At 63.3% G+C, this 26,709-nt stretch carries 27 protein-coding genes and 1 pseudogene; 27 read left to right on the forward strand and 1 reads right to left on the reverse strand.

Annotated features, from left to right (window positions below; genetic code table 11):
- Positions 1–105 precede the first annotated feature (105 nt).
- The 8 genes and pseudogenes from zapE to ABD654_RS07480 all read left to right on the forward strand — a co-directional run.
- Positions 106–723 (forward strand): annotated as a pseudogene (gene zapE, locus ABD654_RS07445) (cell division protein ZapE); the annotation flags it as partial.
- Between the two features lie 192 nt (positions 724–915).
- Positions 916–1,344 (forward strand): 50S ribosomal protein L13, encoded by a 429-nt coding sequence (gene rplM, locus ABD654_RS07450; protein WP_344703821.1) that lies wholly within the window; start codon positions 916–918, stop codon positions 1,342–1,344.
- Between the two features lie 12 nt (positions 1,345–1,356).
- Positions 1,357–1,746 (forward strand): 30S ribosomal protein S9, encoded by a 390-nt coding sequence (gene rpsI / locus ABD654_RS07455; protein WP_344703823.1) that lies wholly within the window; start codon positions 1,357–1,359, stop codon positions 1,744–1,746.
- Between the two features lie 209 nt (positions 1,747–1,955).
- Positions 1,956–2,555, forward strand: coding sequence for a ubiquinol-cytochrome c reductase iron-sulfur subunit (gene petA / locus ABD654_RS07460; RefSeq protein WP_344703825.1), 600 nt, complete (start codon positions 1,956–1,958; stop codon positions 2,553–2,555).
- Entirely contained in the window at positions 2,555–3,814 is a 1,260-nt protein-coding gene (locus ABD654_RS07465) for a cytochrome b (RefSeq protein ID WP_344703827.1), read from the forward strand. The genes petA and ABD654_RS07465 overlap by 1 nt, the downstream gene beginning before the upstream one ends.
- Positions 3,814–4,581: a cytochrome c1 gene (locus tag ABD654_RS07470; protein ID WP_344703829.1), complete on the forward strand. Its 768-nt coding sequence runs from the start codon at positions 3,814–3,816 to the stop codon at positions 4,579–4,581. The genes ABD654_RS07465 and ABD654_RS07470 overlap by 1 nt, the downstream gene beginning before the upstream one ends.
- A 136-nt stretch (positions 4,582–4,717) precedes the next feature.
- Positions 4,718–5,344, forward strand: a complete 627-nt coding sequence (gene sspA / locus ABD654_RS07475) for a stringent starvation protein SspA (protein WP_344703831.1) — start codon at positions 4,718–4,720, stop codon at positions 5,342–5,344.
- A gap of 74 nt (positions 5,345–5,418) precedes the next feature.
- Positions 5,419–5,946, forward strand: coding sequence for a ClpXP protease specificity-enhancing factor (locus ABD654_RS07480; RefSeq protein ID WP_344703833.1), 528 nt, complete (start codon positions 5,419–5,421; stop codon positions 5,944–5,946).
- Between the two features lie 153 nt (positions 5,947–6,099).
- Here ABD654_RS07480 and rne read toward each other — a convergent pair whose 3' ends face one another.
- Positions 6,100–9,135 carry a ribonuclease E gene (gene rne / locus ABD654_RS07485; protein ID WP_344703835.1) on the reverse strand — a complete coding sequence of 1,012 codons (3,036 nt, stop codon included), beginning with the start codon at positions 9,133–9,135 and terminating at the stop codon, positions 6,100–6,102.
- A 781-nt stretch (positions 9,136–9,916) separates the two neighbouring features.
- On the opposite strand from rne, the gene ABD654_RS07490 reads away from it, so the two are divergent.
- The 19 genes from ABD654_RS07490 (at position 9,917) to ABD654_RS07580 (ending at position 26,702) form a co-directional block, all read left to right on the forward strand.
- Positions 9,917–10,858 (forward strand): RluA family pseudouridine synthase, encoded by a 942-nt coding sequence (locus ABD654_RS07490; RefSeq protein WP_344703837.1) that lies wholly within the window; start codon positions 9,917–9,919, stop codon positions 10,856–10,858.
- 8 nt (positions 10,859–10,866) lie between these two features.
- Entirely contained in the window at positions 10,867–11,550 is a 684-nt protein-coding gene (locus ABD654_RS07495; protein ID WP_344703839.1) for an HAD-IA family hydrolase, read from the forward strand.
- Between the two features lie 25 nt (positions 11,551–11,575).
- On the forward strand, positions 11,576–12,673 hold the full coding sequence (gene sppA, locus ABD654_RS07500; RefSeq protein WP_344703841.1) for a signal peptide peptidase SppA: 1,098 nt from the start codon (positions 11,576–11,578) through the stop codon (positions 12,671–12,673).
- A gap of 73 nt (positions 12,674–12,746) precedes the next feature.
- The gene (locus ABD654_RS07505) at positions 12,747–13,280 is read left to right on the forward strand and encodes a YceD family protein (protein ID WP_344703843.1); all 534 of its coding nucleotides are present in this window, start codon (positions 12,747–12,749) and stop codon (positions 13,278–13,280) included.
- A gap of 30 nt (positions 13,281–13,310) precedes the next feature.
- Positions 13,311–13,481 carry a 50S ribosomal protein L32 gene (gene rpmF, locus ABD654_RS07510; protein ID WP_344703845.1) on the forward strand — a complete coding sequence of 57 codons (171 nt, stop codon included), beginning with the start codon at positions 13,311–13,313 and terminating at the stop codon, positions 13,479–13,481.
- Positions 13,482–13,520: 39 nt separating this feature from the next.
- Positions 13,521–14,549, forward strand: a complete 1,029-nt coding sequence (gene plsX / locus ABD654_RS07515) for a phosphate acyltransferase PlsX (RefSeq protein WP_344703847.1) — start codon at positions 13,521–13,523, stop codon at positions 14,547–14,549.
- A gap of 79 nt (positions 14,550–14,628) precedes the next feature.
- Positions 14,629–15,588, forward strand: a complete 960-nt coding sequence (fabD, locus tag ABD654_RS07520) for an ACP S-malonyltransferase (protein WP_344703849.1) — start codon at positions 14,629–14,631, stop codon at positions 15,586–15,588.
- Between the two features lie 53 nt (positions 15,589–15,641).
- Positions 15,642–16,400, forward strand: coding sequence for a 3-oxoacyl-ACP reductase FabG (gene fabG / locus ABD654_RS07525; protein WP_344703851.1), 759 nt, complete (start codon positions 15,642–15,644; stop codon positions 16,398–16,400).
- A 121-nt stretch (positions 16,401–16,521) separates the two neighbouring features.
- Positions 16,522–16,755 carry an acyl carrier protein gene (gene acpP, locus ABD654_RS07530; RefSeq protein ID WP_301513535.1) on the forward strand — a complete coding sequence of 78 codons (234 nt, stop codon included), beginning with the start codon at positions 16,522–16,524 and terminating at the stop codon, positions 16,753–16,755.
- 196 nt (positions 16,756–16,951) lie between these two features.
- The gene (gene fabF / locus ABD654_RS07535; RefSeq protein WP_344703855.1) at positions 16,952–18,190 is read left to right on the forward strand and encodes a beta-ketoacyl-ACP synthase II; all 1,239 of its coding nucleotides are present in this window, start codon (positions 16,952–16,954) and stop codon (positions 18,188–18,190) included.
- Between the two features lie 27 nt (positions 18,191–18,217).
- The gene (pabC, locus tag ABD654_RS07540; RefSeq protein WP_344703857.1) at positions 18,218–19,036 is read left to right on the forward strand and encodes an aminodeoxychorismate lyase; all 819 of its coding nucleotides are present in this window, start codon (positions 18,218–18,220) and stop codon (positions 19,034–19,036) included.
- Between the two features lies 1 nt (position 19,037).
- Positions 19,038–20,048: an endolytic transglycosylase MltG gene (gene mltG / locus ABD654_RS07545; RefSeq protein ID WP_344703859.1), complete on the forward strand. Its 1,011-nt coding sequence runs from the start codon at positions 19,038–19,040 to the stop codon at positions 20,046–20,048.
- A 24-nt stretch (positions 20,049–20,072) separates the two neighbouring features.
- Positions 20,073–20,726 carry a dTMP kinase gene (tmk, locus tag ABD654_RS07550; protein WP_344703861.1) on the forward strand — a complete coding sequence of 218 codons (654 nt, stop codon included), beginning with the start codon at positions 20,073–20,075 and terminating at the stop codon, positions 20,724–20,726.
- Entirely contained in the window at positions 20,717–21,721 is a 1,005-nt protein-coding gene (locus ABD654_RS07555) for a DNA polymerase III subunit delta' (protein ID WP_344703863.1), read from the forward strand. The genes tmk and ABD654_RS07555 overlap by 10 nt, the downstream gene beginning before the upstream one ends.
- A 57-nt stretch (positions 21,722–21,778) precedes the next feature.
- A complete protein-coding gene (locus tag ABD654_RS07560) occupies positions 21,779–22,114 on the forward strand; it encodes a PilZ domain-containing protein (protein WP_344703865.1) in 336 nt (111 codons plus the stop codon).
- Positions 22,115–22,187: 73 nt separating this feature from the next.
- Positions 22,188–23,021 carry a TatD family hydrolase gene (locus tag ABD654_RS07565; RefSeq protein ID WP_344703867.1) on the forward strand — a complete coding sequence of 278 codons (834 nt, stop codon included), beginning with the start codon at positions 22,188–22,190 and terminating at the stop codon, positions 23,019–23,021.
- Positions 23,022–23,057: 36 nt separating this feature from the next.
- The gene (locus ABD654_RS07570; protein WP_344703869.1) at positions 23,058–23,615 is read left to right on the forward strand and encodes a DUF1285 domain-containing protein; all 558 of its coding nucleotides are present in this window, start codon (positions 23,058–23,060) and stop codon (positions 23,613–23,615) included.
- Entirely contained in the window at positions 23,612–25,810 is a 2,199-nt protein-coding gene (locus ABD654_RS07575) for an ATP-dependent helicase (RefSeq protein ID WP_344703871.1), read from the forward strand. Before ABD654_RS07570 ends, ABD654_RS07575 begins: the two co-directional genes overlap by 4 nt.
- A 70-nt stretch (positions 25,811–25,880) precedes the next feature.
- Entirely contained in the window at positions 25,881–26,702 is an 822-nt protein-coding gene (locus ABD654_RS07580) for a sulfurtransferase (RefSeq protein ID WP_344703873.1), read from the forward strand.
- The last annotated feature ends 7 nt before the right edge of the window (positions 26,703–26,709 follow it).

The raw sequence follows: 26,709 nt of genomic DNA on the forward strand, positions 1-26,709 counted from the left end.
AGCCTCAGGCCGCACAAGCATAACGGTGGGCTGCCGCCGAATGTGGCAGAAAAGAACTACTGGAATGCTCAAAACTCAGTGGCCAAAAACACTTGACCACTACAGCTGGTGGCAACGTCTAACTCCCCGCCGGATGAGCTTTACTACAACGGGCTGCAGCGGGCACGCTTTTTGCCGGCCATTGCGCTGCTTAAGCAGCACTGCGAGGTCCTGCGGGTGGATAGCAACGTTGACTATCGGCTGCGTACGCTGTCGCGGGCCGAGGTCTTTTACACGCCGCTTGGCAAAGCGGCCGATCAGGCTCTTATGCAGCGTTTTCAGGCGCTGGCCGATGGCGAAGAGGCGTGCGCTGTGGCGCTGGACGTCAACGGCCGCACGATTCTCGCTCGGCGCCTGAGCGGTGAGACGGCATGGTTTGAGTTTCACCAGCTGTGCGACGGCCCGCGCAGTCAGAACGACTATATTGAGCTGGCGCGACGCTTTCATACCGTACTGCTTGCTAACGTGCCGCAAATGGGGGCGCTCGACGGCGCTCGTGTTCGGCGTTTTATCAACCTGGTCGATGAGTTTTATGATCGCGGCGTCAATGTGTTGATGTCGGCAGAGACGCCTTTGGCGTCGCTTTATACCGGCGGGCGGCTGGATTTCGAGTTTCGCCGTACCCGCTCAAGGCTTGAAGAAATGCAGTCTCGTGACTATCTTGCGCTGCCTCATCGCCCTTGAGCGACGCATGCTTTTGCGGCGGCGGAAAAGTCGGGGAATGTGTTTAACTTTTTCGCCGTTGTGGGGTAGAATCGCGCCTCGCTTAATGTTGTCGCTCGCATGATGTCGGCGGCAACCAAAAAAAATAGGGATGGTGCGCGCCCTTGCGGCGCATATAGGCACCCAACACATTTTTACCTGGTGATTTCATCCATGAAGACGTTCAGTGCCAAGCCGCAGTCCGTCCAGCGTGACTGGTACGTTGTCGACGCGACTGACAAAACGCTCGGTCGCCTGGCAACCGAAATTGCTCGCCGTCTGCGCGGCAAGCACAAGCCTGAGTTTACCCCCCACGTTGATACCGGCGACTATATCGTGGTCGTCAACGCTGAAAAAGTGCGGGTAACCGGCAACAAGGCAACCGACAAGACCTACTACCGCCACACCGGATACCCGGGCGGGCTGCGTTCCATGTCGTTTGACAAGATGATCAACCACGCGCCGGAGCGTGTGATTGAGTTTGCCGTCAAGGGCATGCTGCCGAAAGGCCCGCTGGGCCGCGCCATGTATGCCAAGCTCAAGGTGTACGCCGGTACCGAGCATCCGCACGCTGCTCAGCAGCCGCTTGAACTGAACATCTAAGGGGTTTTCACCATGACACAGCAGTATTACGGTACCGGGCGCCGCAAGACATCCACCGCCCGCGTTTTTCTCAAGCCAGGTTCCGGCAAGATTACCGTCAACCAGCGTGAGCTCGACCAGTATTTCGGCCGCGTTACCGGCCAGATGGTCGTGCGCCAGCCGCTGGAGCTGACCGAAACGCTGGATCAGTTTGACGTCTACGTCACCGTTGAAGGCGGCGGTGGCTCAGCCCAGGCCGGCGCTATCCGCCACGGCATTACCCGTGCGCTGATGGACTACAACGAAGATTTGCGCCCGGCGCTGCGTGAAGCCGGCTACGTTACGCGCGATGCCCGCGCCGTCGAGCGTAAAAAAGTCGGCCTGCGCAAGGCACGCCGCAGCCCGCAGTTCTCCAAGCGTTAAGGCAAACGCATGCGGCAAAACGCCCGGGTCCTTGGCCTGGGCGTTTTTTTTGCTGCAATATCAGACAGTTGATAGCAAATCATGACGCTTATTGACGATCGCTGTTGTTGTGCAAAGCGCCGCGTTTTTTTACTATAGGCATAATCTATATTCGTCGCCGTCATACGCGTTTGCGGTGTACGGGTTAGCAAAAAAGGGAGAAACCTGGAATGGCAGATAACGGCGTAAACAAAGGCCGGCGCCGTTTCCTCGTCGGTGCCACCTCCGTAGTCGGAGCGGTGGGTGCTGTCGGGGTTGCGGTCCCCTTTGTGGCTTCTTGGCAGCCTAGCGCCAAGGCAAGGGCCGCTGGTGCCCCGGTGCAAGCAGATATATCCAAGCTTGAGCCGGGCCAGCGTATGACGGTGGAATGGCGAGGCAAGCCGGTCTGGATTGTCAACCGTACGCCGGAAATGATCGAGCGCACCGAGGCGCTGGAGGTTGATCGCCTGGCCGATCCAGACTCAAGCGTGCCGCAGCAGCCGGCCTATATTGAAGGCTATATGCGCTCGATCAAGCCGGAAATTGGCGTGCTTGTCGGCATTTGCACCCATCTGGGGTGCTCTCCGCTGTTCAAGCCGGAGCCTGACGCTGAGGGTGTGGGTACAACCAACTGGCCGGGCGGTTTTTTCTGCCCGTGTCACGGTTCCCGCTTCGATCTGGCCGGCCGCGTGTTTACCAACGTGCCCGCGCCGACCAACTTGGTAGTGCCGCCGTATCGCTTTGATAGCGACGAGATCATCGTGGTCGGCGAGGACAAGGAGACTGCCTGATGGGTAATCCACACAAGGCCAAGGCGGAACGCGGCATCATGCGCTGGGTTGATGACCGCTTTCCTGCCACGCAGATGTGGCAAGAACATCTGTCCAAATACTATGCGCCGAAGAACTTCAACTTCTGGTATTTCTTCGGCTCGCTGGCGCTTTTGGTGCTGGTCAACCAGATTCTGACCGGTGTCTGGCTGACCATGAGCTATAACCCCACAGCGGAGGGTGCCTTTGCCTCTGTTGAATACATCATGCGCGATGTGGAGTGGGGCTGGCTCATCCGCTATATGCATACCACCGGCGCCTCGGCGTTTTTCGTGGTGGTGTATCTGCATATGTTCCGCGGTCTGCTTTACGGCTCTTACAAGGCCCCGCGCGAGCTGGTATGGATTTTCGGCATGACCATCTATCTGGCGCTCATGGCGGAAGCCTTCATGGGCTATCTGCTGCCCTGGGGCCAGATGTCCTATTGGGGCGCGCAGGTTATCATCTCGCTGTTCTCGGCGATTCCCGCTATCGGGCCTGATCTGGCGCAGTGGGTGCGCGGCGACTTTTTGATCTCCGGCATTACGCTCAACCGCTTCTTTGCCTTGCACGTGGTGGCGTTGCCCATCGTGATTTTGGCGCTGGTGGTGCTGCACATCATCGCGCTACACGAAGTGGGCTCGAACAACCCGGACGGCGTCGATATCAAAAAGAAGAAAGACGAAACCGGCATCCCGCTGGACGGTATTCCGTTCCATCCGTATTACACGGTGAAGGATCTGGTAGGCGTTGCGGTGTTCCTGTTTGTCTTCTGCGTGGTGATCTTTTACTTCCCCGAAGGCGGCGGCTATTTCATCGAAAAGCCCAACTTTGAGCCGGCCAACCCGCTGAAAACGCCGGATCATATTGCCCCGGTCTGGTACTTCACGCCGTTTTACGCCATTTTGCGCGCGATTACCTTCTCGATATTCGGGCTGGACGCGAAGTTTCTGGGCGTAATCTTCATGGGCGGTGCCATTGCGGTACTGTTTGTGTTGCCGTGGTTGGATCGTAGCCCGGTACGCTCTATCCGCTACAAGGGTTGGTTCTCCAAGATAATGCTGGCGCTGTTTGCCATTAGCTTTATTATTCTTGGCGTTCTTGGCGTGCTGCCGGTAAGCGAAGGGCGGACGATTCTCGCTCAAGTATGTACCGTCATCTACTTTGCCTTCTTCCTGTTGATGCCGTTTTATACTCGGCTGGAGAAGACTAAACCCGTTCCGGAAAGGGTGACTGGCTAATGAAAAAGCAACTGTTTGCACTGCTCTTCGCGCTGCTGCCGGTAACGGCAATGGCCGCCGGTGGGGGCAGCCTGCCGTACTCGATGGACCCCGATTTGCAGGACAAGGCATCGCTGCAAAACGGCATGAAGCTTTATGTCAACTATTGCATGGGCTGTCACTCTCTTGAGCATCAGCGTTTTTCTCGGGCGGCGACTGATCTGGGCATTCCTCAGGATCTGATGGAAAATAACCTGATTTTCTCGCCGGAGCTGGCCTACAACGACCAGATGCACATTGCCATGCAGGCCGATGATGCAGAAGACTGGTTCGGGGCCGCACCGCCTGATCTGACGCTGGAGGCGCGGCTGCGGGGTACCGACTGGATCTACTCTTACCTGCTGAGCTTTTATCAGGACAAGGAGCAGTCGACCGGGGTTAACAATGCCGTATTTGACCTGGTCGCCATGCCCAACGTGCTGGAGCCTTTGCAGGGCGTGCAGGAGAAAATCTGCGCGGCCACGGACGAACCCGTGGAAGGGCAGTCGCCTGATCCGCTCACCGGAAAATATCAGTCCTGCGACGTGCTCAGGGTAACCCAGCCAGGCGAGATGGAGCCTGACGAGTTCAAGGATGCGGTCTACGATCTGACCAACTTCTTGGCCTACGTCGGTGAGCCGTCCAAGCTCAAGGCTCAGGCGCTGGCGCCCAAGGTCTTGCTGTTTATTTTCGTACTGGGCATTATCTGCTACTTCCTCAAGCGGGAGTACTGGCGAGATATCCACTAGCACGTGCTAGAGGCCTGTAAAAAAGGGCGCACGACGACAGTCGTGCGCCCTTTGCGTATACAGGTTGCCGAGCGTTTCCCCTAGAGACGCTGCGGCGTGGTAACATGGCCCACTGATTTGAAGCGAGGATTGCTACATGGGTGTTGTGGCCAAACGGTCGTCAATGATTTTTTATTCCGGAACCGATGATCATTTCAGTCACCGAGTACGTATTGTGCTGGCTGAAAAGGGCGTTGCGGTCGATATCGTCAACGTAAGCGGTGAGCAGGGCCCAGAAGAGCTTGCCGAGCTCAACCCCTACAATAGCGTGCCGACGCTACTCGATCGTGATCTGGTGCTTTATGAATCCAAGGTGATGATGGAGTATTTGGATGAGCGTTTTCCGCATCCGCCGCTGCTGCCGGTATATCCGGTAGCGCGCGCGCAAAGCCGCCTTTGGATGCACCGCATCGAGCGGGAATGGTGCCCCATGGTGGATCGCATCCGCACCGGCGGTAAAAAAGAGGCGGAAAAGGCGCGCAAGGAGCTGCGCGAAAGCCTTGTCGGTATATCGCCGATTTTTGAAGACATGCCGTTTTTCATGAGTGAAGAGTTCACGCTGGTGGATTGCTGCCTGGCTCCGATTCTATGGCGCCTGCCTGAGCTGGATATTGAACTGCCGGAAAAGCAGGTACAGCCGCTGATGGAGTACATGTCGCGGGTGTTTGAGCGTGATGCGTTCAAGGCATCGCTTAACGAGCGTGAAAAAGAGATGCGTGGCTAAACGGTGCCAGCAGCAAACGCCTTCTCGGCCGCACATGTGCCGGGGCCCGATAATGCCGTGAAAGGAGAGCGATAATGACGCGTTCCAGCCGCCCCTATCTTGCCAGAGCCTTGTATGAGTGGATTCTGGACAACGAGCTTACGCCCTACCTGGTGGTGGACGCCACGCAGCCCGGCGTTGAGGTGCCTGAACAGTTTGTGCAGAACGGTCAAATTGTTCTTAACGCCGCGCCTTCGGCCGTGCGTGATTTTTTCATGGAAAACCAGGCTATCGGTTTTAGCGCGCGCTTTTCCGGCCAGCCAATGCAGATCATGATTCCCATGGAGGCGCTGCTTGCTGTTTACGCGCGGGAAAACGCAGCCGGCATGGTGTTCGGTCATGAGCCGGATCTGGCAGCGCTGGACGAGGCGCTGGCCGATGAGCCGGGAGAAGAAGCGCGGGAGAAAGACGATAGCGAGGCAAAGCCTGCGCTATCCGCCGTCTCGGATACCGATGAAAGTGGCTCGCGCCCGGACGGGCAAGATAAAGACGGCAAGCCAGCGCCTGATGATAAGCACAAGGAGAGCGCCAAGAAGCGCCCCTCGCTACGCGTAGTGAAATAGTGGATCGCCGCAAAAGCGCTTAGCGCTGCCTGCCAAGAGCGGCGCTAGGCTTGTCGGATTTTCATGATCGCTAGAAACAGCAGTCCGAAAAAAAGCCCGGTATGTATCATACCGGGCTTTTTCATGGGCGCACGTTGCTACTTCTGCGCTTTTTTACGAGTCAGCGCTTTTTTCCTGCTCGGCGCTTTTCTCCTGCTGTTGGCGACGGCGCTGTTCGCGCGGGTCGTTATGCGCGCGCCGGCGGCGCGACTTGGGCGGCACTGGCGGTTGAGAAGCAGGTGCCGCCGAATCGTCCGCCGCGGCCGGTTTGGCCTGTGTTGTCGGCGCTTTTTCCGGCGTTTGGGCTTCTTTTTCTGATGCCTTGGGAGCCGGCTGCTGCTCGCGTGCGTTCGCGTCGTCCTTGTTTGACCCTTTCTTGTGTTTTGCCGCCGGCTGCTCTGCTGGCGGCGTGTCGGCTTTGTCGGAAGCCTCTTCTGCCTTCGATTCATCAGAGCGGGTCGACGCAGCCGGCTCGTGCTCAGGCTGGGCTGGCGGCTTTGACGCCTGCGGTTTTGCCTTTGGTGCCTCGGCTGCCGGTTCTTCGGGCTCCAGCGGCTTTTCCGCTTTGGCGGCTTCTGGTGAAGCCTGGGGCTTTTTCGGCACCTGGGCTTTTTCCGAGGGCTCGGCGTGCTTGGGCGCTGCGGCACTGTCTGCCGAGGTGTCCTGCTTTGACGGCTGTGGCTTGTCGGCCGCTTTTTCCGTCTCGGGCGCTGCGGGCTTTTCTGCCGGGGTCGTGTCGGCCCTGGCCGGGTCGTTTTCAGCCTGCTTGGCCTCGGCCTGGAGCTTTAGCTGTTCGGCTTCTGCCTTGGGGTTAAGCGCCTGTTGACGGCTGCGCTTGCGCGGGTTGTTGCGCGTGCGCTTGGGCGTGCTGTCTATGGCAACGTCCATGCAGTCGTCGGGTTTGCCGGTTTGTTCTGCGTCTTGCGGCTTTTGAGGCTCGGCGGCCGGCTGTTCCTGATCAGCGCGTTTGCCGGCCGGTTTGTTGGCTGAGGGCTTCGCTGGTGCGTTTTGCTCTGCGGTATTTTCATGCTGGGGATGGGTGCGACGGCTGCGACGGCGGCTAGGTCCGGTACGCTGGCGATCCGCGCTGCCGGACTGCGGCTCGGCGCTGTTGTTCTTGCCATCGCTTGGCTCGCTGTGCGGTTTGGACGCGCCGGGGGCCTGATCAGGTGCGCTGCGCTTGGCGTCTTTTGACGAGCTTTCAGCTGCCGGTGCGGCTTTTTTCGCTGGAGCCTTTTGGGTGTCGGCGCCGCTATCCTGCTGGGCGCTGCCATTTTGGCGGGGCTTGCGCTCGCCGGATGGGCGGCGGCGTTCGCCTGTCGGTTTGCGCCGGGCCGAAGCGGGGCGCGACTGACGCTTTTCCGCTGTTTGAGGCGTGGGCTGCTGCACAGGCGCGCTGGGGGCTTGTTCGGTTTCTTCCGCGCCCAGAAACTTGGCAAAGCCGCGAATAAAGCGGCTGACCACGCCGTTGGCCGCGTCGGCGCCTTCATCACCCGCCTTGCCGTGAGCGCCTTGCGCACTGTTCTGCAGAGAAGCGGGCGCCGGGGCGTTGTGGGTGACGCTTTTGACCGCCGCCACGTCGCGCTGGGCCGGGGGGGTAACGTTGGGCTCGGGCTCCTTGCCGACATCGCTTGTTACGGGCAGTTCAAAGCTTGAGGCTGACGTCAGGTCGTCGCCTTCCAGGTGGTCGTCGCGCAAGCGCTGGACGTCGTAATGCGGCGTGTCCATGTCGGGGCTGGGGAGCAGTACCACCCGCACGTCCTGACGGCTTTCGATGTCGGCCAGCACGCTGCGTTTTTCGTTGAGCAGGTAGGTGGCAACCGGCACCGGCAGAATGGCGCGGATTTGAGCGCTGCGCTCTTTCATCGCCTCTTCTTCGATCAGGCGCATGATGGATAGCGACATGGAGCGCACGTCGCGAATCGTGCCCTGGCCGTTACAGCGCGGGCAGACCACGCCGCTGGTTTCGCCCAGCGACGGGCGCAGACGCTGGCGCGACATCTCCATCAGGCCAAAGCGCGAAATGCGCCCGATCTGCACCCGGGCGCGATCGATCTTGAGCGCGTCGCGGGTGCGGTTTTCCACTTCGCGCTGATTGCGCGCAGGACCCATGTCGATAAAATCGATGACCACCAGACCGCCGATATCGCGCAGGCGCAGCTGGCGGGCGATCTCGTCGGCGGCTTCGCTGTTGGTCTGCAGGGCGGTCTCTTCGATGTCGCTGCCGCGGGTGGCGCGGGCGGAGTTGATGTCGATGGACACCAGCGCTTCGGTGTGGTCGATGACAATCGAGCCGCCTGAAGGCAGCTTGACTTCACGCTGGTAGGCGGTTTCGATCTGGGATTCGATCTGAAAGCGCGAAAACAGCGGCACTTCGTCGGCGTACAGCTTGATCTTTTGCTGATACGACGGCATGACCTGGCGAATAAAGCTCAACGCTTCGGCGTGGATCTCGGGGCTGTCGATCAGCACCTCGCCGATGTCCTGGCGCAGGTAGTCGCGCATGGCGCGAATAATCACGTTGGATTCGCGATAAATCAAAAAAGGCGTTGGGTGCTTGCCGGCTTCGTCGGTGATCGACTCCCACACCTGTACCAGATAGTCCAGATCCCACTGCAGCTCTTCGGGCGTGCGGCCGATGCCGGCGGTACGCACGATCAGGCCCATTTTTTCCGGCATCGTCAGCTGGCCCATGGCGCTTTTCAGCTGGCTGCGCTCTTCGCCTTCAATGCGCCGGGAAATGCCGCCGGCACGCGGGTTGTTGGGCATGAGCACCAGAAAACGGCCGGCCAGGCTGATAAAGGTGGTGAGTGCTGCCCCCTTGTTGCCGCGTTCTTCCTTGTCCACCTGAACGGTGACTTCCTGGCCTTCCTTGATGACTTCTTTGATGCTGGGCCGGCCGTTTACGTCCTTGACGAAATATTCCCGGGCAATTTCCTTTAGCGGCAAAAATCCGTGGCGTTCAGCGCCGAAGTCGACAAAAGCGGCTTCCAGCGAGGGCTCTACGCGGGTAATCTTGCCGCGATAGATGTTGGCTTTCTTTTGTTCGCGCGCGCCGGATTCAATGTCCAGATCGAAAAGGCGCTGACCATCGACAAGGGCGACGCGCAGCTCTTCGGGCTGGGTCGCATTGATGAGCATCCGTTTCATGTTGTCTCGCATAGCGTTGCGTGCCGGTGCTTTGTCCAAGACGGCATTGATAAATCGCAGGATGCGTGCCTGGCCCGGCGTCTTTCTTGCGGCCCAAGGCCGCCCCGGCCTGAAGGTGCAGGCCGAAAAGAAGCGTCGCCGGGAGCGCGGCGGCGGCAGAACGTGTTTCGGTGGCTGTCAAGGCCATCCGGCTCTGCGGGCGCCGCCAACACCTGTCATTCCCCGATTTACCAACGCCGGCCACCGGCACAACGTTGAACTTGTTTCGCCCGCCGCCGGGCACGCCTTGTGACGTGAAAGCGTAGCCGCGGCGGGCGTAGCGTATGTCTTGTGTTGTTGCTGCCTTGTACTGCTGCTTTGTACGGTGACTGCGCCGGCCTCAACGGCCGGCAACGCCAGTGGCAACGGCCTGCCTGGCGCGTATCCGTAGCGTTACTCTAAGCCGGCGCCGGCACAGCCGGCGTCAACCGTGTTGCGTGTCATGGCATTTACCTTGCTCTGGCCTGCGTGTCGGTCGGGCAGGCGCCGAGCCCGGGCAAGCGCCCACCGGAGTGCGGGCGTTCTGTGATGGCACGTGTTGGACGCTATGGCACTGGTCACTCGTGCGCAGCGGTGCGGCACACAGAAGCGCGAAAGCGCTTGGAGGGCGAGCGCATCGGAATATAACAGTAAAGCCAACGGCCAGCAATTTCACCGCCGTCAATTGCCAGGCAGCAGTGGGCGCATTGTCCGCACGGGTGCGCTAGAATGGCGCTTTTCCCGGCGACAGGAGGACACCGCCATGGCCGAAGGGCGCGACGTGCAGTGGGTTGAAATCGCCCCGGAGCAGGCGGGGCAGCGCATTGATAACTTCCTGATGACCCGGCTGAAAGGCGCCCCCCGGGCGCTGATCTACCGCATCGTGCGCAAAGGCGAGGTGCGCGTGAACAAAAAGCGCATCAAGGCCGGCTATCGCGTGCAGGCCGGCGACACCGTGCGGGTGCCGCCGCTGCGGCTGGCGCCCAGAGAAGCCGTCAGAGAGGTCAGCGATAACCTGCGCGACGTGCTGTTGGGCAGCGTACTGCGCGAAAGCGACGACTGGCTGGTGCTGAACAAGCCGTCAGGGCTTGCCGTGCACGGCGGCAGCGGGGTCAAGATCGGCCTGATCGAGGCGCTGCGCCAGGTGCGTGACGACCTTGATTTTATCGAGCTGGTGCACCGGCTCGATCGCGATACTTCGGGCTGTTTGCTGCTGGCCAAGTCTCGCGAGGCGCTGCTTTCGCTTAATGAGGCGCTGAAGCAGCACGCCATGGAAAAACGCTATCTGGCGCTGGTGTACGGACGCTGGCCGGCGCGCAAGGCCTTTGTCAGCGCGCGGCTGGATCGTTTTGACGCCGGCAACGGCGAGCGCCGCGTACGGGTCGCCGTGGACGGCAAATTTGCTCGCACCGGCTTTGCCGTAGCGGAGACGTTCCGGCGTGCCACGCTGATCGAGGCGGAGCCGATCACCGGGCGCACCCACCAGATTCGCGTGCATGCCGCCCATGCCGGACACCCGCTGCTGGGGGATGACAAGTATGCCAGCCGGGAAAGCGGCGCGCTGACGCAGCGGCTGAAGGTTGGCCGACTGTGTTTGCATGCGCGCTCGCTGAGCTTTCCCGAGCCCGGCAGCGGGCGCATGATCACGGTCAAAGCACCGCTGCCCGATGTGCTGGAGCAGGTGCTGAACTCTCTTCGCGGATAGACCACGCCATGACGTTTGAACTGATGATCTTTGACTGGGACGGCACCCTGATGGACTCGGTGCCGCGTATTGTTTCCAGCATGCAGGCCGCCGCGCGCGACGCCGAGTGGGGCGAGCTTTCGCCTGACGCCGTGGAAAATATTATCGGGCTTGGGCTGCCCGAGGCGGTAGCGCGGCTGTGCCCGGGCATTTTGCCCGCGCAGTCGGCCCGGCTGCGCGAGCGCTACGCGCACTATTTCGTCCATGCCGACAGCACGCCCATGGCCTTTTTTGACGGCGTCGAGGCGCGGCTTTTGCGCCTGCGCCACCAGCACTCACCGAGATTGGCGGTAGCGACGGGCAAGACCCGGCGCGGTCTGGAGCGGGTTTTTGCCGATACCGGCAGCGCCGGCTGGTTTCATGCCAGCCGCACCGCCGATGAAACCCGCTCCAAGCCGGACCCGCTGATGCTGGCCGAGCTGCTTGACGAGCTTGCAGTGCCGGTCAGCCGTGCCGTCATGATCGGCGACAGCGAATATGACCTGGCCATGGCGCGCGCGCTGGGAATGGCGAGCGTAGGCGTCGGCTACGGGGTCCACAATACCGATCGGCTAGCCGCCTGTGAGCCTTTGCACATTGCCCAGAACGTTGACGAACTGTTTGACTGGCTGGAGGCCACGGCCGTGAAGGCGGCGCCCGCCGCGCTGCGGTAAATTCCGAATACAGTAAGGAGGCAGTATGAGCGACGAGCCAACCGGCAGCGGCGGCGAACAGGGCGGCCGTACCGCCCGGCGAGATCCCTGGACCGACAGCGACGCGGCCTCCGCCGAGCCGCCCGGCGGCGCGGGCTATCCCGAGGACGATACCGATACCCTGCGCGAGCGCCAGCGCCTGCAGCAGATGGCCATGATGGACCGCTGGATCGGCGGGGTGCTGATCGAGCAGCGTCGCAGCCGACGCTGGAAAATATTTTTTCGCCTGCTACTGGCAACGCTGCTGCTGATGTCGGTGCTGCTCAGCGCTTATAGCCTGTTTGGTGGCCAGCCGGCGTCGGCGGTGAGTGCGCAGCCGCACCTGGGCGTGGTGGCGGTAGAGGGCCCCATTGCCAGCGACGCGCCGGCCAACGCCGAGCGGCTGATTCGCGGGCTCAATCGCGCTTGGCAGGCGCAGAGCGCCAAGGCGGTCGTGCTGCATATCAATAGCCCGGGAGGCAGCCCGGTACAGTCGCAGCGGATATACGCCGAAGTCATGCGCCTGCGCCAGGCGGGGGACAAACCGATCATTGCCGTGATCGAGGATATCGGTGCCAGCGGTGCCTACTATATCGCCGCTGCGGCGGATGAGGTGGTGGCGTCCCCGGCGAGTCTGGTGGGCTCTATCGGCGTGATCTACTCAAGCTTTGGCGCGCAGCAGGCCATCAATAAGCTGGGGATTGAGCGCCGGGTGATGACCGCCGGGGAGAACAAGGCGTTTCTCGATCCTTTTCAGCCCTTGAACGAAGACACGCAAGCGTTCTGGCAGACGGTGCTGGACACCACCCATCAGCAGTTCGTGGCCGACGTCAAGGCCGGGCGCGGCGCGCGTTTGGCGGACGATCCGCGGCTGTTCTCAGGGCTGGTATGGAGCGGCGAGCAGGCCATCGAGCTGGGGCTGGTCGATCGCCTGGCCAGTATCGAGGACGTGGCGCGCGAGTATACCGGCGGCATGCGGCGGCAGGACTATACGCCGGCGCTGGGGCCGCTGGACCGGCTAACGCGGCGTTTTGCCCGGACGGCAGCGCAGGCGCTGGGCCTTTCCGTCTCGCCGTCGCCGCTGCATTTCACCGCAGAGCGTTAAGCGCGCCGGGCCGCTGTGAGATTGCCTTTCAGGCTTTGACACCGACGGGGGGAGTGCCTATCATTGCGCGCCTATGTCGACCTCACAACTCCCCGGCCGCGTTGAGCCCTACAAGCTTGCCGCCCGCCGCGAACGACTCGAAGGCCTTGTGCCGCTCGGCGGCCTTTCTCGCCTTGCCGAAGAAGCCGGCCCCCAGGCAGGAGACTGCCGCGTGGTGCTTGACTTCGGTATTGACCTGCAGGGCCGCCGCCAGATACAGGGCTGGCTGAAGGCTGACCTGGCGCTTGCCTGCCGGCGCTGTCATGCACCGATTGAACGCGCGGTGGAAAGCGAGTTTTTGCTGGGCATGGTGGCTGACGAGTCGCTTGCCGGCGAGCTGCCGGCCAGCCACGAGCCGGTGCTGGTGGAAAACGAACAGCTGGATCTGCTGGCGCTGGTTGAGGATGAGCTGATTCTCAGCCTGCCTCAGGTGGTCTACCACGATGAAGCCGACTGCCTTGTGCCGGCGCAGCAGCTGGTCAGCAAGGCAGACGATGCGACAGAAGAGGCGTCAGCGCCTGACGACAACCCTTTTGCGGTGCTGCGCACCCTGAAAGGCAAGCAGTAACTCCCTTTCTATATAGCTTGGAGAATTCCCATGGCAGTTCAAAAGAACCGTAAAACTCGCTCCGCTCGCGGTATGCGTCGTAGCCACGACTCGCTGAGCGCGCCGACGCTGTCTCAGGACAAGGAAACCGGCACCACGCATCTGCGCCATCACGTAGCGCCCGACGGCTACTACCGCGGCCGCAAGGTTGTTGAGGTTTAAACAGCCAATGTCTGGTGCGGCCAAGCAGCTCGGTAACGCGTGCGTATAGCCGTTGATGTCATGGGAGGCGATCACGGCTCCCGCGCCATTATTCACGGAGCCGCCCGCGCAGCGCAGGAGTACCCTGAGCTGGTGCTTGAGCTTTATGGCCCGCGCCGGCACGTGCTTGCCGAACTTTCGCGCTTGCCGCAGCCCTTGGCTGCGGCAACGTCGCGTTTGATCCCCTGTGATGCCGCAGACGGCGTGCCGGCAGAGGCCACGGCGGCCTGGGCGCTGCGCCACGGCCGCACGACCAGCATGGCCTGCATGCTTGAGGCGCTTGGCGACAGCCGGCGCCGGCTGGACGCTGCCGTCAGCGCTGGCAACACCGCGGCCATGGTGGCATTTTCCCGGCGTGCTCTGGGCATGCTGCCGGGCATCAAGCGTCCGGCCATCAGCACAGCGATTCCGGCTCGCCGGCAGCGGCAGTGCTACCTGCTTGACCTGGGCGCCAACGTCGATTCACCGGCGCAGCGCCTGGTGGATTTTGCCGTGCTGGGCGCGGCCATGGCGCAAAGCGTCGACGGTGTGCGCATGCCGCGGGTAGCGCTGCTCAACGTCGGGGCCGAGGCGACCAAAGGCAGCAGCCGCGTGCGCCAGGCCGACGCCGTGCTGCGCGGCCACGGCGCCGCCGGCGTGTTTGACTACCGCGGGTATGCCGAAGGCGGTGATCTTTACAGCGGCGCTTTGGACGTCATGGTATGCGACGGTTTTGTCGGCAATGCCGTGCTCAAATCCAGCGAAGGGCTTGCCGGAATGCTGGTTGAGCGTGTCCAAAACGCGTTTGAGTCCCGCCTCAGCGGCCGGCTGGCGAGCCTTCTGGCGCGTCCGGTGCTCAGGCGGCTAAAGCAAGAGCTCGACCCGGTGCGCTACAACGGCGCAAGCCTGCTGGGGCTTTCGCGCATCGTGGTCAAAAGCCACGGCGGGGCCCACGCGGAAGGCTTTTACTACGCGATTCGACGCGCCATGCAGGAGGTCGAGCACGACCTTCCAGGGCGCCTTGCCCAGCGCTGGCAAGCGATGCCGTAGCCGGTTTGCAGGTACGCCAAACGGGCACGTGCCAACGCACGGATGCCAAGAACAGCCAACAAAACCAAAGGTGAACGACATGTCTCAACCCCTTGCCCTCATGTTTCCCGGGCAAGGCTCTCAGCAGCCGGGAATGCTGCGAGAGCTGGCGGAACGCTACAGCGTGGTAGGCACCACGTTTGAAGAAGCGTCTGACGCGCTGGGCTATGACCTCTGGAAGGTCGTTCAGGAAGGGCCGGAGGCGTCGCTGAACGCCACGGCGTGCACGCAGCCGGCACTGCTGGCCTCAAGCGTGGCGATCTGGCGCGTGTGGCAGGAGCTGGAAGGCCCGCGGCCCGGCGTCATGGCCGGGCATAGCCTGGGCGAATACAGCGCCATGGTGTGCGCCGGCGTGATGAGCTATGCCGAGGGGGTTCGGCTGGTGCGGCTGCGCGGCGAGGCCATGCAAAAGGCGGTGCCTGAAGGGCAGGGCGCGATGGCGGCGATTCTCGGCCTGGATAACGCAGCCGTCGAGCAGGCTTGCGCCGACGCCGCGCAGGGTGAGGTGGTTGCCGCGGTCAACTACAATGCCCCCGGGCAGGTGGTGATTGCCGGTAGCAAGGCGGCGGTGGAACGCGCTATTGCCGCCTGTCAGAAAGCCGGCGCCAAGCGTGCCATGGCGCTGCCGGTATCGGTGCCGTCGCACTGCGAGCTGATGCGTCCGGCGGCCGAGCGCCTGGAAGAGGCCATGGCCGACATGACGCTGCGTGCGCCCCGCTATACGGTGGTTCAAAACGTCGACGCTCAGGCCCATGCCGATACGGGCACACTGCGCACCCGCCTGATCGAGCAGCTGTATCAGCCGGTACGCTGGAGCGACTGCGTGCTGGCCATGCAGGAGAAAGGCGCCGGTGTTTTTGTCGAATGCGGGCCGGGCAAGGTGCTGACCGGTTTGAACAAGCGTATCGTGCGCGGCAGCAAGAGCCTGGCGGTTAACGACCCGGACAGCCTCGACGCTGCGCTGGAGCTGGCCCGCGCCGGCGTTGCCGGCGAAGGCTGATCATCCTCTGATTTTTGAGCTCATCTTCTGATTCTTGAGTAAGGCATACTGCAATGACACAGGAAGAGACAACACAGCCGCGCCGCGTGGCGTTGGTGACCGGTGCCTCCCGGGGGATTGGTCGTGCCGTGGCGTATGAGCTGGCCCGCCAGGGACGCATTGTCGTGGGGACGGCCACCAGCGAAGCCGGTGCTGAAAAAATTGATGCCGCTTTTGTCGAGCAGGGCATTGAAGGGGCCGGCATGTGCCTCAACGTTACCGACCAGGCAAGCATTGATAGCGTGCTTAAAGCTATCGGCGAGCGCTTCGGCGCGCCCACTATTCTGATCAACAACGCCGGCATTACCCGTGATAATTTGCTGATGCGCATGAAAGAAGACCAGTGGGACGAGGTGATGGACACCAACCTCAAGTCGGTCTATCGGGTCAGCAAGGCCTGCCTGCGGGGCATGACCAAGGCGCGGTTCGGTCGCATCGTCTCGATCAGCTCGGTGGTTGCCACCATGGGTAATCTCGGCCAGAGCAACTACGCGGCGGCCAAGGCCGGCATGGAAGGCTTCAGTCGCGCGCTGGCCCGGGAAGTGGCGTCGCGTGCTATTACGGTCAACGCCGTGGCACCGGGGTTTGTTGCCACCGACATGACCGAGTCGCTGCCTGAAGCGCAAAAAGAGGCGCTGCTGGCGCAGATTCCGCTGGCGCGCCTGGGAGAACCCGACGAAATTGCCGCGGCCGTGGGCTTTTTGACCAGCGACGGCGCCGGCTACATCACCGGCGAAACCCTGCACGTCAACGGCGGCATGAATATGCGTTGATGACCCTTGAACTGGCGGTTGCGTCAGCGCAAGGGCGTCTATAAACTACCCGCAGCTTTTGGCTTGCGGTTTCCCAATAGCCGGCACTGGTACGGCTGACGAGAATGACTGGAGTACGTTAATGAGTACTATTGAAGAGCGCGTAAAGAAAGTTGTGGCCGAGCGCCTGAACGTCAAGGAAGAAGACATTCAGAGCAGCTCTTCCTTCACTGAAGACCTCGGCGCTGACTCGCTGGATACCGTCGAGCTGGTTATGGCCCTGGAAGAGGAATTCGACACCGAAATCCCCGATGAAGAAGCCGAAAAAATCACCACGGTTCAAGAAGCTGTCGACTACGTAAACGCCCACCAGTAAGGGCTGTCGCAGCGAAAAAACCGGGGCGGTGCAATCGCCCACATAAAAGCCGTCCTGTCATGGGCGGCTTTTTGTTTGCCGGCTGAATACGGCGCGTAAATTTCGTTATACTGTGCCGGCTTGATAGCTGCGCTGCGTATGCGCCAGCCAGTGCCCCACGCGGGTTACGTCACCAAGGATGCCTGGAGGAAAGCGAATGGCACGAAAAAGGGTAGTGGTAACCGGGCTAGGCCTGGTGACCCCGGTCGGGAATACCGTAGAGCAGTCATGGGCTAACATCGTAGCCGGCAAAAGCGGTATCGCCCCTATCGAGCATTTCGATACCCAGGGGTTTAACACGCGTTTTGGCGGATCGATCAAGCACTTTGATATTTCCGCCTACTTAAACCCCAAGGATGCGCGCAAGATGGACCTGTTCATCCAGTACGGCATGGCCGCCGGCGCCCAGGCCGTTGCCGATGCGGGGATCGAGTGCCGTGACGATAACGCCGAGCGTATCGGGGTCGCCATCGGCTCGGGCATCGGCGGTTTGCCGATGATCGAGCACAACCACAATGCGCTGCAGAGAAGCGGTCCTCGGCGTATTTCGCCGTTTTTCGTGCCCGGCTCTATCATCAATATGATTTCCGGCAACATGGCGATCCAGTACGGCTTTAAAGGCCCCAACATCGCCATTACCACCGCCTGCACCACCGGGACTCACAACATCGGCTACAGCGCGCGCACCATTGCCTATGGCGATGCCGACGTCATGGTCTGCGGCGGGGCAGAAATGGCCACCACGCCGCTGGGCCTTGGCGGTTTTTCGGCGGCCCGGGCGCTTTCCACCCGCAACGACGACCCCGAAGCGGCCAGCCGCCCCTGGGACGCCGAGCGCGACGGCTTTGTGCTGTCTGACGGTGCCGGCGTGCTGGTGCTTGAGGAATACGAGCATGCCAAGGCGCGCGGCGCCACTATCTATGCCGAAATGAGCGGCTTTGGCATGAGCGACGACGCTTTCCACATGACCGCACCGCCCGAAGACGGCAGCGGCGCGGCGATGTCCATGCGCAACGCCATCAAGGATGCCGGGGTTGCACCGGCCGCTGTGGACTATATTAACGCCCACGGCACCTCCACGGCCGCCGGCGACCTGGCCGAGAGCCGTGCCATCGAGCAGGTGCTGGGAGATGCGTCGGCGGCCGTGGCAGTCAGCTCTACCAAGTCCATGATCGGCCATCTGCTGGGTGCCGCAGGTGCGGTGGAGGCGGTGTTCAGCGTGCTCTCCATCCGCGATCAGATCGCGCCGCCGACCATCAACCTGGACAACCCCCAGCAAGGCTGCCGGCTGGACTACGTGCCCCACACCGCCCGGAACATGCGCATCGACGTGGCGCTGTCCAACTCTTTTGGTTTCGGCGGTACCAACGGCTCGCTGCTGTTTCAAAAAGTGTAAGCCGGCGCTTACGTAACGGAGCCTATCATGGCATCAGCGGATCAGGTGCCGTTTGACGACCGTGGCCTGGCCTACGGCGACGGCGTGTTTGAAACCGTACTGCTGCGCGATGGTAAACCGGTGCTGTGGCCGTACCATCGCGCTCGGCTGCACCAAGGCTGCCGAGTGCTGGGTATCGAGCTGCCGGCTGACGCCGAGCTTGACGCCTGCCTGGACGGACCGGCCGACGGGCTTGAAGTGCTCAAGATCATCTTCACCCGGGGCAGCGGCGGGCGCGGCTACGCCATGCCCGACGCGCCCCGGCCCCGGCTGCTGCATCGGCGCACGGCGTTTGCTCCGGCCGTTGAGCGCTGGAGCGGGGTTGATGTATGCCTCTGTACGCTACGCCTGGCCCGCCAGCCGACGCTCGCCGGCATCAAGCATCTGAACCGGCTGGAAAACGTGCTGGCCAGGCGGGAGTGGCAGCGCGCCGATATTGCCGAAGGGCTGCTGGCCGATACCCGGGGCAACGTGGTGGAGGCCACCGCCATGAACGTGTTCTGGCGCGAAGCCGGCGCTTGGTGGACACCAACGCTCGACGCCTGCGGCGTGGCCGGTACCCTGCGGGCCGCGCTGCTGGAGCAGGGCCGGGTGCAGGAAGCGCTGCTTGGCGCCGAGACCCTGATCGAGTCGTCCGCCGTCGAGCAGCTGTTTGTGGGCAACTCGGTTCAGGGCCTGTGGCCGGTGAGGTCGCTGTTGACTCCGTCCGGCGAGCCGCTGCGCCGGTTTGCCGAGGCTGCCGGGGCGTGGCTGCAGGCCGACGCGCACGCGCTTTTGGGCTATCCATCCTTATCGGGGGAGAATTGACGTGAAACGCCTTTTCACCGTGCTGGCGGTGCTTGTCGCGCTGGGTGTTGCCGCGGCGGCCGGCGGCTACGCCTACTGGCAAAGCCGTCTGGCCGCGCCGCTGGCCCTGGACGAGCCGCTGCTCTATCAGGTCCCCGAGGGAGCCGGCTTCCATCAGGTAATCGCCGAGCTTGGGCAGCAAGGCGTCATCGCAGACCCCTGGGCGCTGAAGGTGCTGGCCCGGGTATACCCGCAAAAAGTGCCGGCGCTGCGGGTAGGCGAATACCGGCTGATGCCGGATATGGACAGCCGCGAACTGATGGCGCTTTTGGGCAGTAACAACGTGGTGACTTACTCGCTGACCGTGCCCGAGGGCTGGACCTTCGCTCAGATGCGCGAACGGCTTGACGAGGCGCAAAAGCTCAAGCATCGCACCGCCGGAAAAACGGATGCCGAGGTGCTTGAGCTGATCGAGGTGGACAAAGCGCACCCGGAAGGCTGGTTTTTTCCTGATACCTACCAGTACCACCGGGGCATGAGCGATACGGACATTTTGCGCCAGGCGCACGCACGCATGGCGCAGATGCTCGATCAGGCGTGGGCGTCCAGAGCCGACGAGCTGGCGCTGGATACGCCCTATGAAGCACTGATCATGGCCTCGCTGATCGAGCGGGAAACCGGCGTGCCCGAAGAGCGGCGCGAAATTGCCGGCGTATTTTCTCGGCGCTTGAAGCGGGGCATGCGCCTGCAAACCGACCCCACGGTTATTTACGGCATGGGTAGGCGCTATGACGGCAATATTACCCGGGCCGATCTGCGGGAAAAAACGCCTTACAACACCTACGTCATCGACGGATTGCCGCCCACGCCCATTGCCTTGCCGGGCAAGGCCGCGCTTGACGCTGCGGTGAACCCGCTGGACGGCAATACGCTTTATTTTGTTGCCAAAGGCGACGGTTCACACTATTTTTCCCGCAGCCTGCGTGAGCACAATAATGCGGTAAACCGCTTTATTCGTAGCGACAATGACTGATCCGATACCCGGGGCGAGGCTTTTATGACCCAGCGTGGACGCTTGATTACCCTGGAAGGCGGGGAAGGCGTAGGCAAATCCACCAATATGGCGTTTGTCACCGCCTGGCTTGAAGCGCGCGGCGTTGAAGTGGTGCGCACCCGCGAGCCGGGCGGCACGCCGCGCGGGGAGGCCATGCGCGAGCTGCTGTTGGACCCCGGTTTTGACCAGCCGCTGGCCCCGGACGCTGAACTGCTGCTGATGTTTGCCGCCCGAGCCCAGCATCTGGCCGAAAAGATCCGCCCGGCGCTGGCCCGCGGGGCCTGGGTGGTGTGCGATCGTTTTACCGACGCGACCTATGCCTATCAGGGCGGCGGGCGCGGCCTGGACGCCGAGCGCATAGGCGTGCTCGAGCGTTTTGTCCAGCAGGGCACAGCCCCGGACTTGACGCTGCTGCTGGACATGCCCGTTGACGCCGCCTCGCGCCGGGTCAGCCAAAGAGCAAAGGCCGGAGGCGGCGAGCGCGATCGCTTTGAGCGCGAGCGCGACGCGTTTTTTATCGCGGTGCGTGATGCCTACCGGCAGCGCGCCGCCGCCGAACCGGCGCGCTTTGCCGTGATTGACGCCGCAAAACCTCTGGCGACGGTGCAGCGCCAGCTGGCGGCCGTACTTGACCAGCGGACGGCAGCATGGCGCTAGCGTCAGAGCAAGAGCAGCCCCGCCCGCTGCCCTGGCATCAGCCGCTCTGGGAGCGCCTGTGGCAGCTGGAGCAAAGCGGCCGTCTGCCCCATGCGCTGCTGCTCAGCGGCCCCCGCGGCGTGGGCAAGCAGGTGCTGGCCGAGGCGCTTGCGGCGCGTATTTTGTGCGCCGGCCATGCCGCCACGGCCTGCGGCGAGTGTCACGCCTGTCGGATGCTGCAGTCGGGGTACCATCCTGACCTTATGCGTATTGCGCCGGAAGAGGGCAAGCGCCAGATTCGCATCGACACCGTGCGTGAGATCAACCGCTTTGTCGCCCAGACAGCCCAGCAAAGCGGCTATCGCGTGATCGTGATCAGCCCAGCCGAGGCCATGAACGTAGCGGCCAGCAACGCGCTGCTGAAAAGCCTGGAGGAGCCGGGCAGCCGGACGCTGTTTGTCCTGCTTGCCGATGTGCCGTCGCGTTTGCTGCCCACCATTCGTTCACGCTGCCAGCAGTGGTCGCTGTCGCCGGTGGCGCTTGACGACTGTCGCGCCTGGCTTGCCGGCCGGCTGGGCAGCGATGAGGAGGCGTGCTTTTGGTGGCAGGTGGCAGGCGGTTTGCCGCTGCTGGCCCTTGAGCTTGCCACGCCGGAACAGCGCGCCCTTCGCCAGCAGCTGCACGACTGCTTTGAGCAGCTGGTGCGCGGGGCCGAGCCGGTTTCCGAAGCGGCACGGCTGGACCGCCAGGCGGTGGACGACATCCTGTGGTACGGTGTTGCCTGGCTTGAAGATCTGATCGGTTTTGGCCTGTCCGGCGACAGCCGGCGGCTGAGAAATCCCGATCAGCTTCCCTTGTACCGTCAGGCCGTCAAAAACGCTCGGGTGCAGGACTGGTTTCGGCTGCTTGACTATGCCCGCGAGCAGCGGCGTCTGCTGGCCGTGGGAAGCAATCCCAACCCGCAGCTGGTGCTTGAGGCGTGGCTGGTGCGCTGGTCGGCGCTGCTGCGTTTTTGAACGCGTGCGAAAGCCGGCAGGCCGGCGCCCACGCATTATTCCCCACGGAGAGCGACTGTGAGTGCGCAAAAACTGCTGACAACGGCGATTCCCGACGTGCCCACGCTGCTGTCGATGTACATGCCGTTTCTTGAACGCGGCGGGCTGTTTATCGCCACCCGCGAGCGCTGCATGCTGGGTGATCCGATTATTGTGATGCTGACCTTACCCGGTGAAAGCCAGGAGCTGACCGTAAACGGCGAGGTGGCGTGGATTTCCCCCGAAGGCGTCACCGGGCGACGCACCCCCGGCGTGGGCGTACATTTCAGCCAGCAGGACTACAACGTTCGCGATCGCATTGAAACGCTGCTGGCCGGTCAAATGGAAAGTGCCAGCGCCTCCTATACCCTCTAGCCCGCTCTGGCATTGCTACTTTTATTCAGGCCGTGGCGCAAGACACGGCGCGTTTACTCAGGCGATGTGTTCCATGTTTGTTGATTCCCACTGCCATCTCGATCGTCTCTCGGACAAAACGCACGGCGGCGACGTTGGCGCTGCCCTTGACGCTGCGCGCCGGGCGCAGGTCACGCAGTTTCTTGCCGTGTCCACCAGCCTTGAAGGCATGCCCGAGCTTGCCGCGCTGTCCCGGGCGCATGACGATGTGGTTATCTCGGCCGGCCTGCACCCGCTGCATACGCCGGCGCAAGAGCCCGATGCCAACGCCATTATCGACGCCGCGGCCCATTTCGGCGCGGTGGCCATCGGCGAGACCGGGCTGGACTACCACTACCGTGAAAGCGTACCGCCAGACGTTCAGCACGCCCGCTTCGAGCGCCACCTGATTGCCGCCCGAGCGCTTGGGCTGCCGGTGATCGTGCATACTCGCGACGCCAGGGAAGACACCCTGGCGCTGCTGGAAAAACACCTGGACCCAAGCGTTGGCGGCGTGCTGCACTGCTTTACCGAAGATATCGACATGGCCCGCCGAGCGGTGGGGCTGGGGCTTTATATTTCGCTGTCCGGCATTGTCACCTTTGCCAGCGCGGCGGCCCTGCGCGACGTGGCGCGCCGGCTGCCGCTGGACCGTTTGCTGATCGAAACCGACAGCCCCTATCTTGCACCGGTGCCGCATCGCGGCAAGCCCAACGAGCCGGCCTGGGTGGTTGAGGTGGCCGAGTGCATCGCCCAAGAGCGCGGCATCAGCGTTGACGAAGTTGCGATGCAGACCACGGCCAACTTCTATCGTTTGTTTCGCGCCGCCGCGCCCGACGTCTCGGCCGAGCAGCGTGATGCTTTGAGCCGAGCCGGGCTCATCCGGTAGCCGGGCAGCGATCGTTGACGATACAGAGAGGTCAGCATGCACCTTGAACGTTTACTGCAATACGCTGAAGACACTGTTGAAGTACCGCCGGTGGATCAGTGGCAGCCGCCGTTTTGTGGCGATATACCGTTGACCATCAAGGCCGACGGCAGCTGGTGGCACCAGGGCGAGCCGTTTACGCGCCCGGCCCTTGTGCGGCTGCTGGCGAGCCTGCTGCGCCGCGATCCTGAAGGCGTGTGCCTGGTGACACCGGCCGAGCGGGTGCGCATCGACGTCGAAGACTGCCCGCTGATGATTGTCGCGGCCTGCCAAAAAGGCCGCGACTGGTGGCTGACCACCGATCACGGCGACGCGCTGCGCCTGGACGGCGATCACCCGCTGACCATGACGGCCACCCCGGCAGGCGATGCGGCACCGCAGGTGCCGGTGCGCTTTGGCCTTGCCGCCCGGCTTAATCGCAACGTTTACTATCAGCTGGTTGACGCCGCCAGCCTGCGCCGGACCGAGGCCGGCACGCAGGTCGGCATCGAAAGCGGCGGCGCCTGGCACCTGCTGGGCACCCTGGACGACGACGAGGCAGACGCGGCGCTGTGAGGCTCACCCGGCAGCAGCAGGCAGTGATCCACCACGCCGGCGGCCACGCGCGGGTAGCGGCGGTGGCCGGCGCAGGCAAAACTACTACCATGGCGGCACGGGTGCTGCACCTGCTGGCCCAGGGCGTGGCGCCCAAACGGATGCTGGTGCTGATGTTCAACCGCTCGGCGCGAGAAGATTTTCAGCGCCGTCTGAGCAGTATGGCGCCGCCCGGGCAGGCGCTGCCCGACGTGCGCACCTTTCACTCGCTGGGCCACCGGCTGAGCCAGAGCCTGTGCCGCTGGGGCGTGCTCCAGCCGCGCCGTCTGCTGTCGGCGGACTGGCAGCTGGAGCGCCTGCTGCGCCAGGCCAGCCTGAGCGTGCTGGAGCACGAACGCGAGCGCCGGGATGCGGCCCTGGAAAGCGACCGGCTGGAAACGCTGGCGCACTACTGCGCGCTGGTCAAAGCCGAAATGCTGGCCCCCGAGGCGCTGTATCCGCGCCTGGCGCTGGATGTCGATACCGACTATTTTCCCGCCGCCTTTCACGAGGCCGAGCGCCTGCTGCACGAAGACGGCGTGATGACCTACGCCGACCTGCTGTATCGCCCGCTCAAGGTGCTGGAAGCCGATGAGACCCTGCGCGCCCGGGTAGCCGGCTTTCTGGATCACGTTATCATTGATGAATACCAGGACATCAACGCCGCCCAGCAGCGTCTGCTGGCGCTGCTGGCCGGTGACCAGGCCGACGTCATGGCCGTGGGGGATGCCAACCAGTGCATCTACGAATGGCGCGGGGCCCGCCCCGATACCATGCTTGCCGACTTTACCGCCACCTTTGGCAAAGCGCAGGACTATCCGCTGTCGGTCACCTTTCGCCACGGCCACGCGCTGGCGCTTTCGGCCAACTATGCCATTGCCGCCAACCGCCGCCGGCCCGATCAGCTGTGCCTGGCCGGCCCGGCAACGCCGGCGACTCGGGTGGCCGTAGGGCAGGGCAGCCGCGCGCTGCTGGATGCGCTGACCGACTGGCAGGCCCGGGGCCGTCCGCTCGCTGAGGCCTGCCTATTGGTGCGTAGTTGGGCCCTATCGGTGCCGTTTCAGCTGGCGCTTTTACAAGCCGGACTCCCCTTTCGCCTTTCGCGAGAAGATCGCTTTGTCTTTCGTCTGCCGCTGGTGCAGGCGCTGGCCGGCTATCTTCGATTGGCCCGCCAGCCCAATCTGCTCCACGACCCCGCGCTGCTGCTGCTGCTGCTGTCCCAGCCGACCACCTTCGTCGCCCGGGAAAAGCTCTGGCGGCTGGCTTGCCGGCTGGCCGACACCCAGCGCTGGCCCGAGCGCGGCGACCCGCAGCTCACCGAGCTCAAGGCGCTGCAGCGCAAGACGCTGAAAAAGCGCTGGGCGCTGCTGTGCGAGCTGCCAAAGCTTGGCGCCTGGCCGCCGGCCAAGCTGCTGCGCTACGTGGTGGACGCGGTGGAGGCGGAAAAAGTGCTCAAGCGCGCCGCCGCCCGGCGCGACAAGGGCGAAGAAGATGTCCGCCTGCTGGACGTGCTGATCGAGCAGGCGCAGAGCGCAGCCGACCCCGACGCCTTTATCGAGCTTTTGCAGCGCCCGGTGCACAACCAGGCCGGCGGCGTGCTGATCAGTACGGTACATGCCGCCAAGGGCCTGGAATGGCCGCTGGTGGCGGTGGCCGGCATCAACGAAGAGGACTTTCCCCACTACAGCCGCGACAACCCGCTCACCGACGAGCGCCTGGAAGAAGAGCGCCGGCTGTTCTATGTGGGGATCACCCGGGCCCGGGAAGAGCTGCGGCTGATACACGACGGCGGCGAGCACCGCCCCAGCCGTTTTCTCGCCGAGTGCGCCTGGCAAGATGCCATGGCGATTGCCGACCGGCTTGCCGCCGATGCACCCCCCGCCGCGCCGCTGACGGTGGACTCCCCGGATATTGCCCGGCGCTACCTGGCCGCTGTCGCGCGTGACGATATAACGCTGGAAGCGCCGTCGCAGACGCCAGAGGCCATGCCCTCAACGGCCGGCGAGTTCTTCCCCGGCCAGCGGCTGCGTCATGCGGTGTTCGGCGACGGCGAAGTGGCCGCGGTGGAAGGCAACCCTGACGACCCGGTGATTGACGTGCGCTTCCAGCGTGCCGGGCGCCGGCGGCTGATGGCCCGGCGCGCCCCGATTGAATCGCTGGACAGCGCCGCGCCCTGACGGCCTGCCCGTTGAGTCACGGCGTTGAGTCACGGCGACCCCGCTTTCATAACGACGACTGGAGTTTGTCATGCTACATCCGCTGATTTGCGCTGAAGCCCTGGATACGGCACTTGCCGGCGCTGTGCCGCCGCAGGTGTTGGACTGTCGCGCGCGGCTTGACGACGCCGAGGCCGGCCGGCGCCTGTGGCGCCAGGGCCATATTGCCAGCGCTCAGCACGTATCGCTGGACGATGAGCTGGCCGCCGAGCCCGGCTCGCGCGGGCGCCACCCCTTGCCTGACGCCGAAGCGTTTACCGCCGTGGTGCAGCGTCTGGGTATCAAACCCGACGTGCCGGTTGTGGTGTATGACGATTGCAGCGGCCGGCTGGCCGCGGCGCGGGCCTGGTGGATGCTGGCAATATGGGCCGGCCATCCGGACGTGCGCGTGCTCGACGGCGGGCTCGATGCCTGGCAGCAGCGCGGCGGGGCGCTGGTAACGGCGACCGCAGCGCCGGTGCCGAGCGACTGGCGGCCGCGGTTCAACGACGCCGCCTGGATTGACGCCGATACCGTGGCCGGCGGCAAGGTGCTGCCGGTTGATGCGCGCGCCGCGCCGCGCTTTCGCGGTGAAAGCGAGCCCATGGAAACGGTGGCCGGGCATATTCCCGGCGCCGTCAATCGGCCGAGCACGGATAACCTGACCGCTGACGGCGGTTTCAAAGCCCCGGCCGTGCTCAACGCGGAGCTGCCCCGGGCGCCGGCCATTGCCGTCTACTGCGGCTCGGGCGTGAGCGCTTGCCACCATGTGCTGGCCTACGCCGTGGCCGGGCGCGCGCTGCCCCGGCTCTACGTTGGCTCCTGGAGCGAGTGGATCACCGATGCCACGCGCGGCGTTGCCACCGGCGACTAGCGCCGGC

The sequence above is a fragment of the Halomonas cibimaris genome (genome assembly GCF_039537045.1).
GTDB classification, from domain to species: Bacteria; Pseudomonadota; Gammaproteobacteria; order Pseudomonadales; family Halomonadaceae; genus Vreelandella; species Vreelandella cibimaris.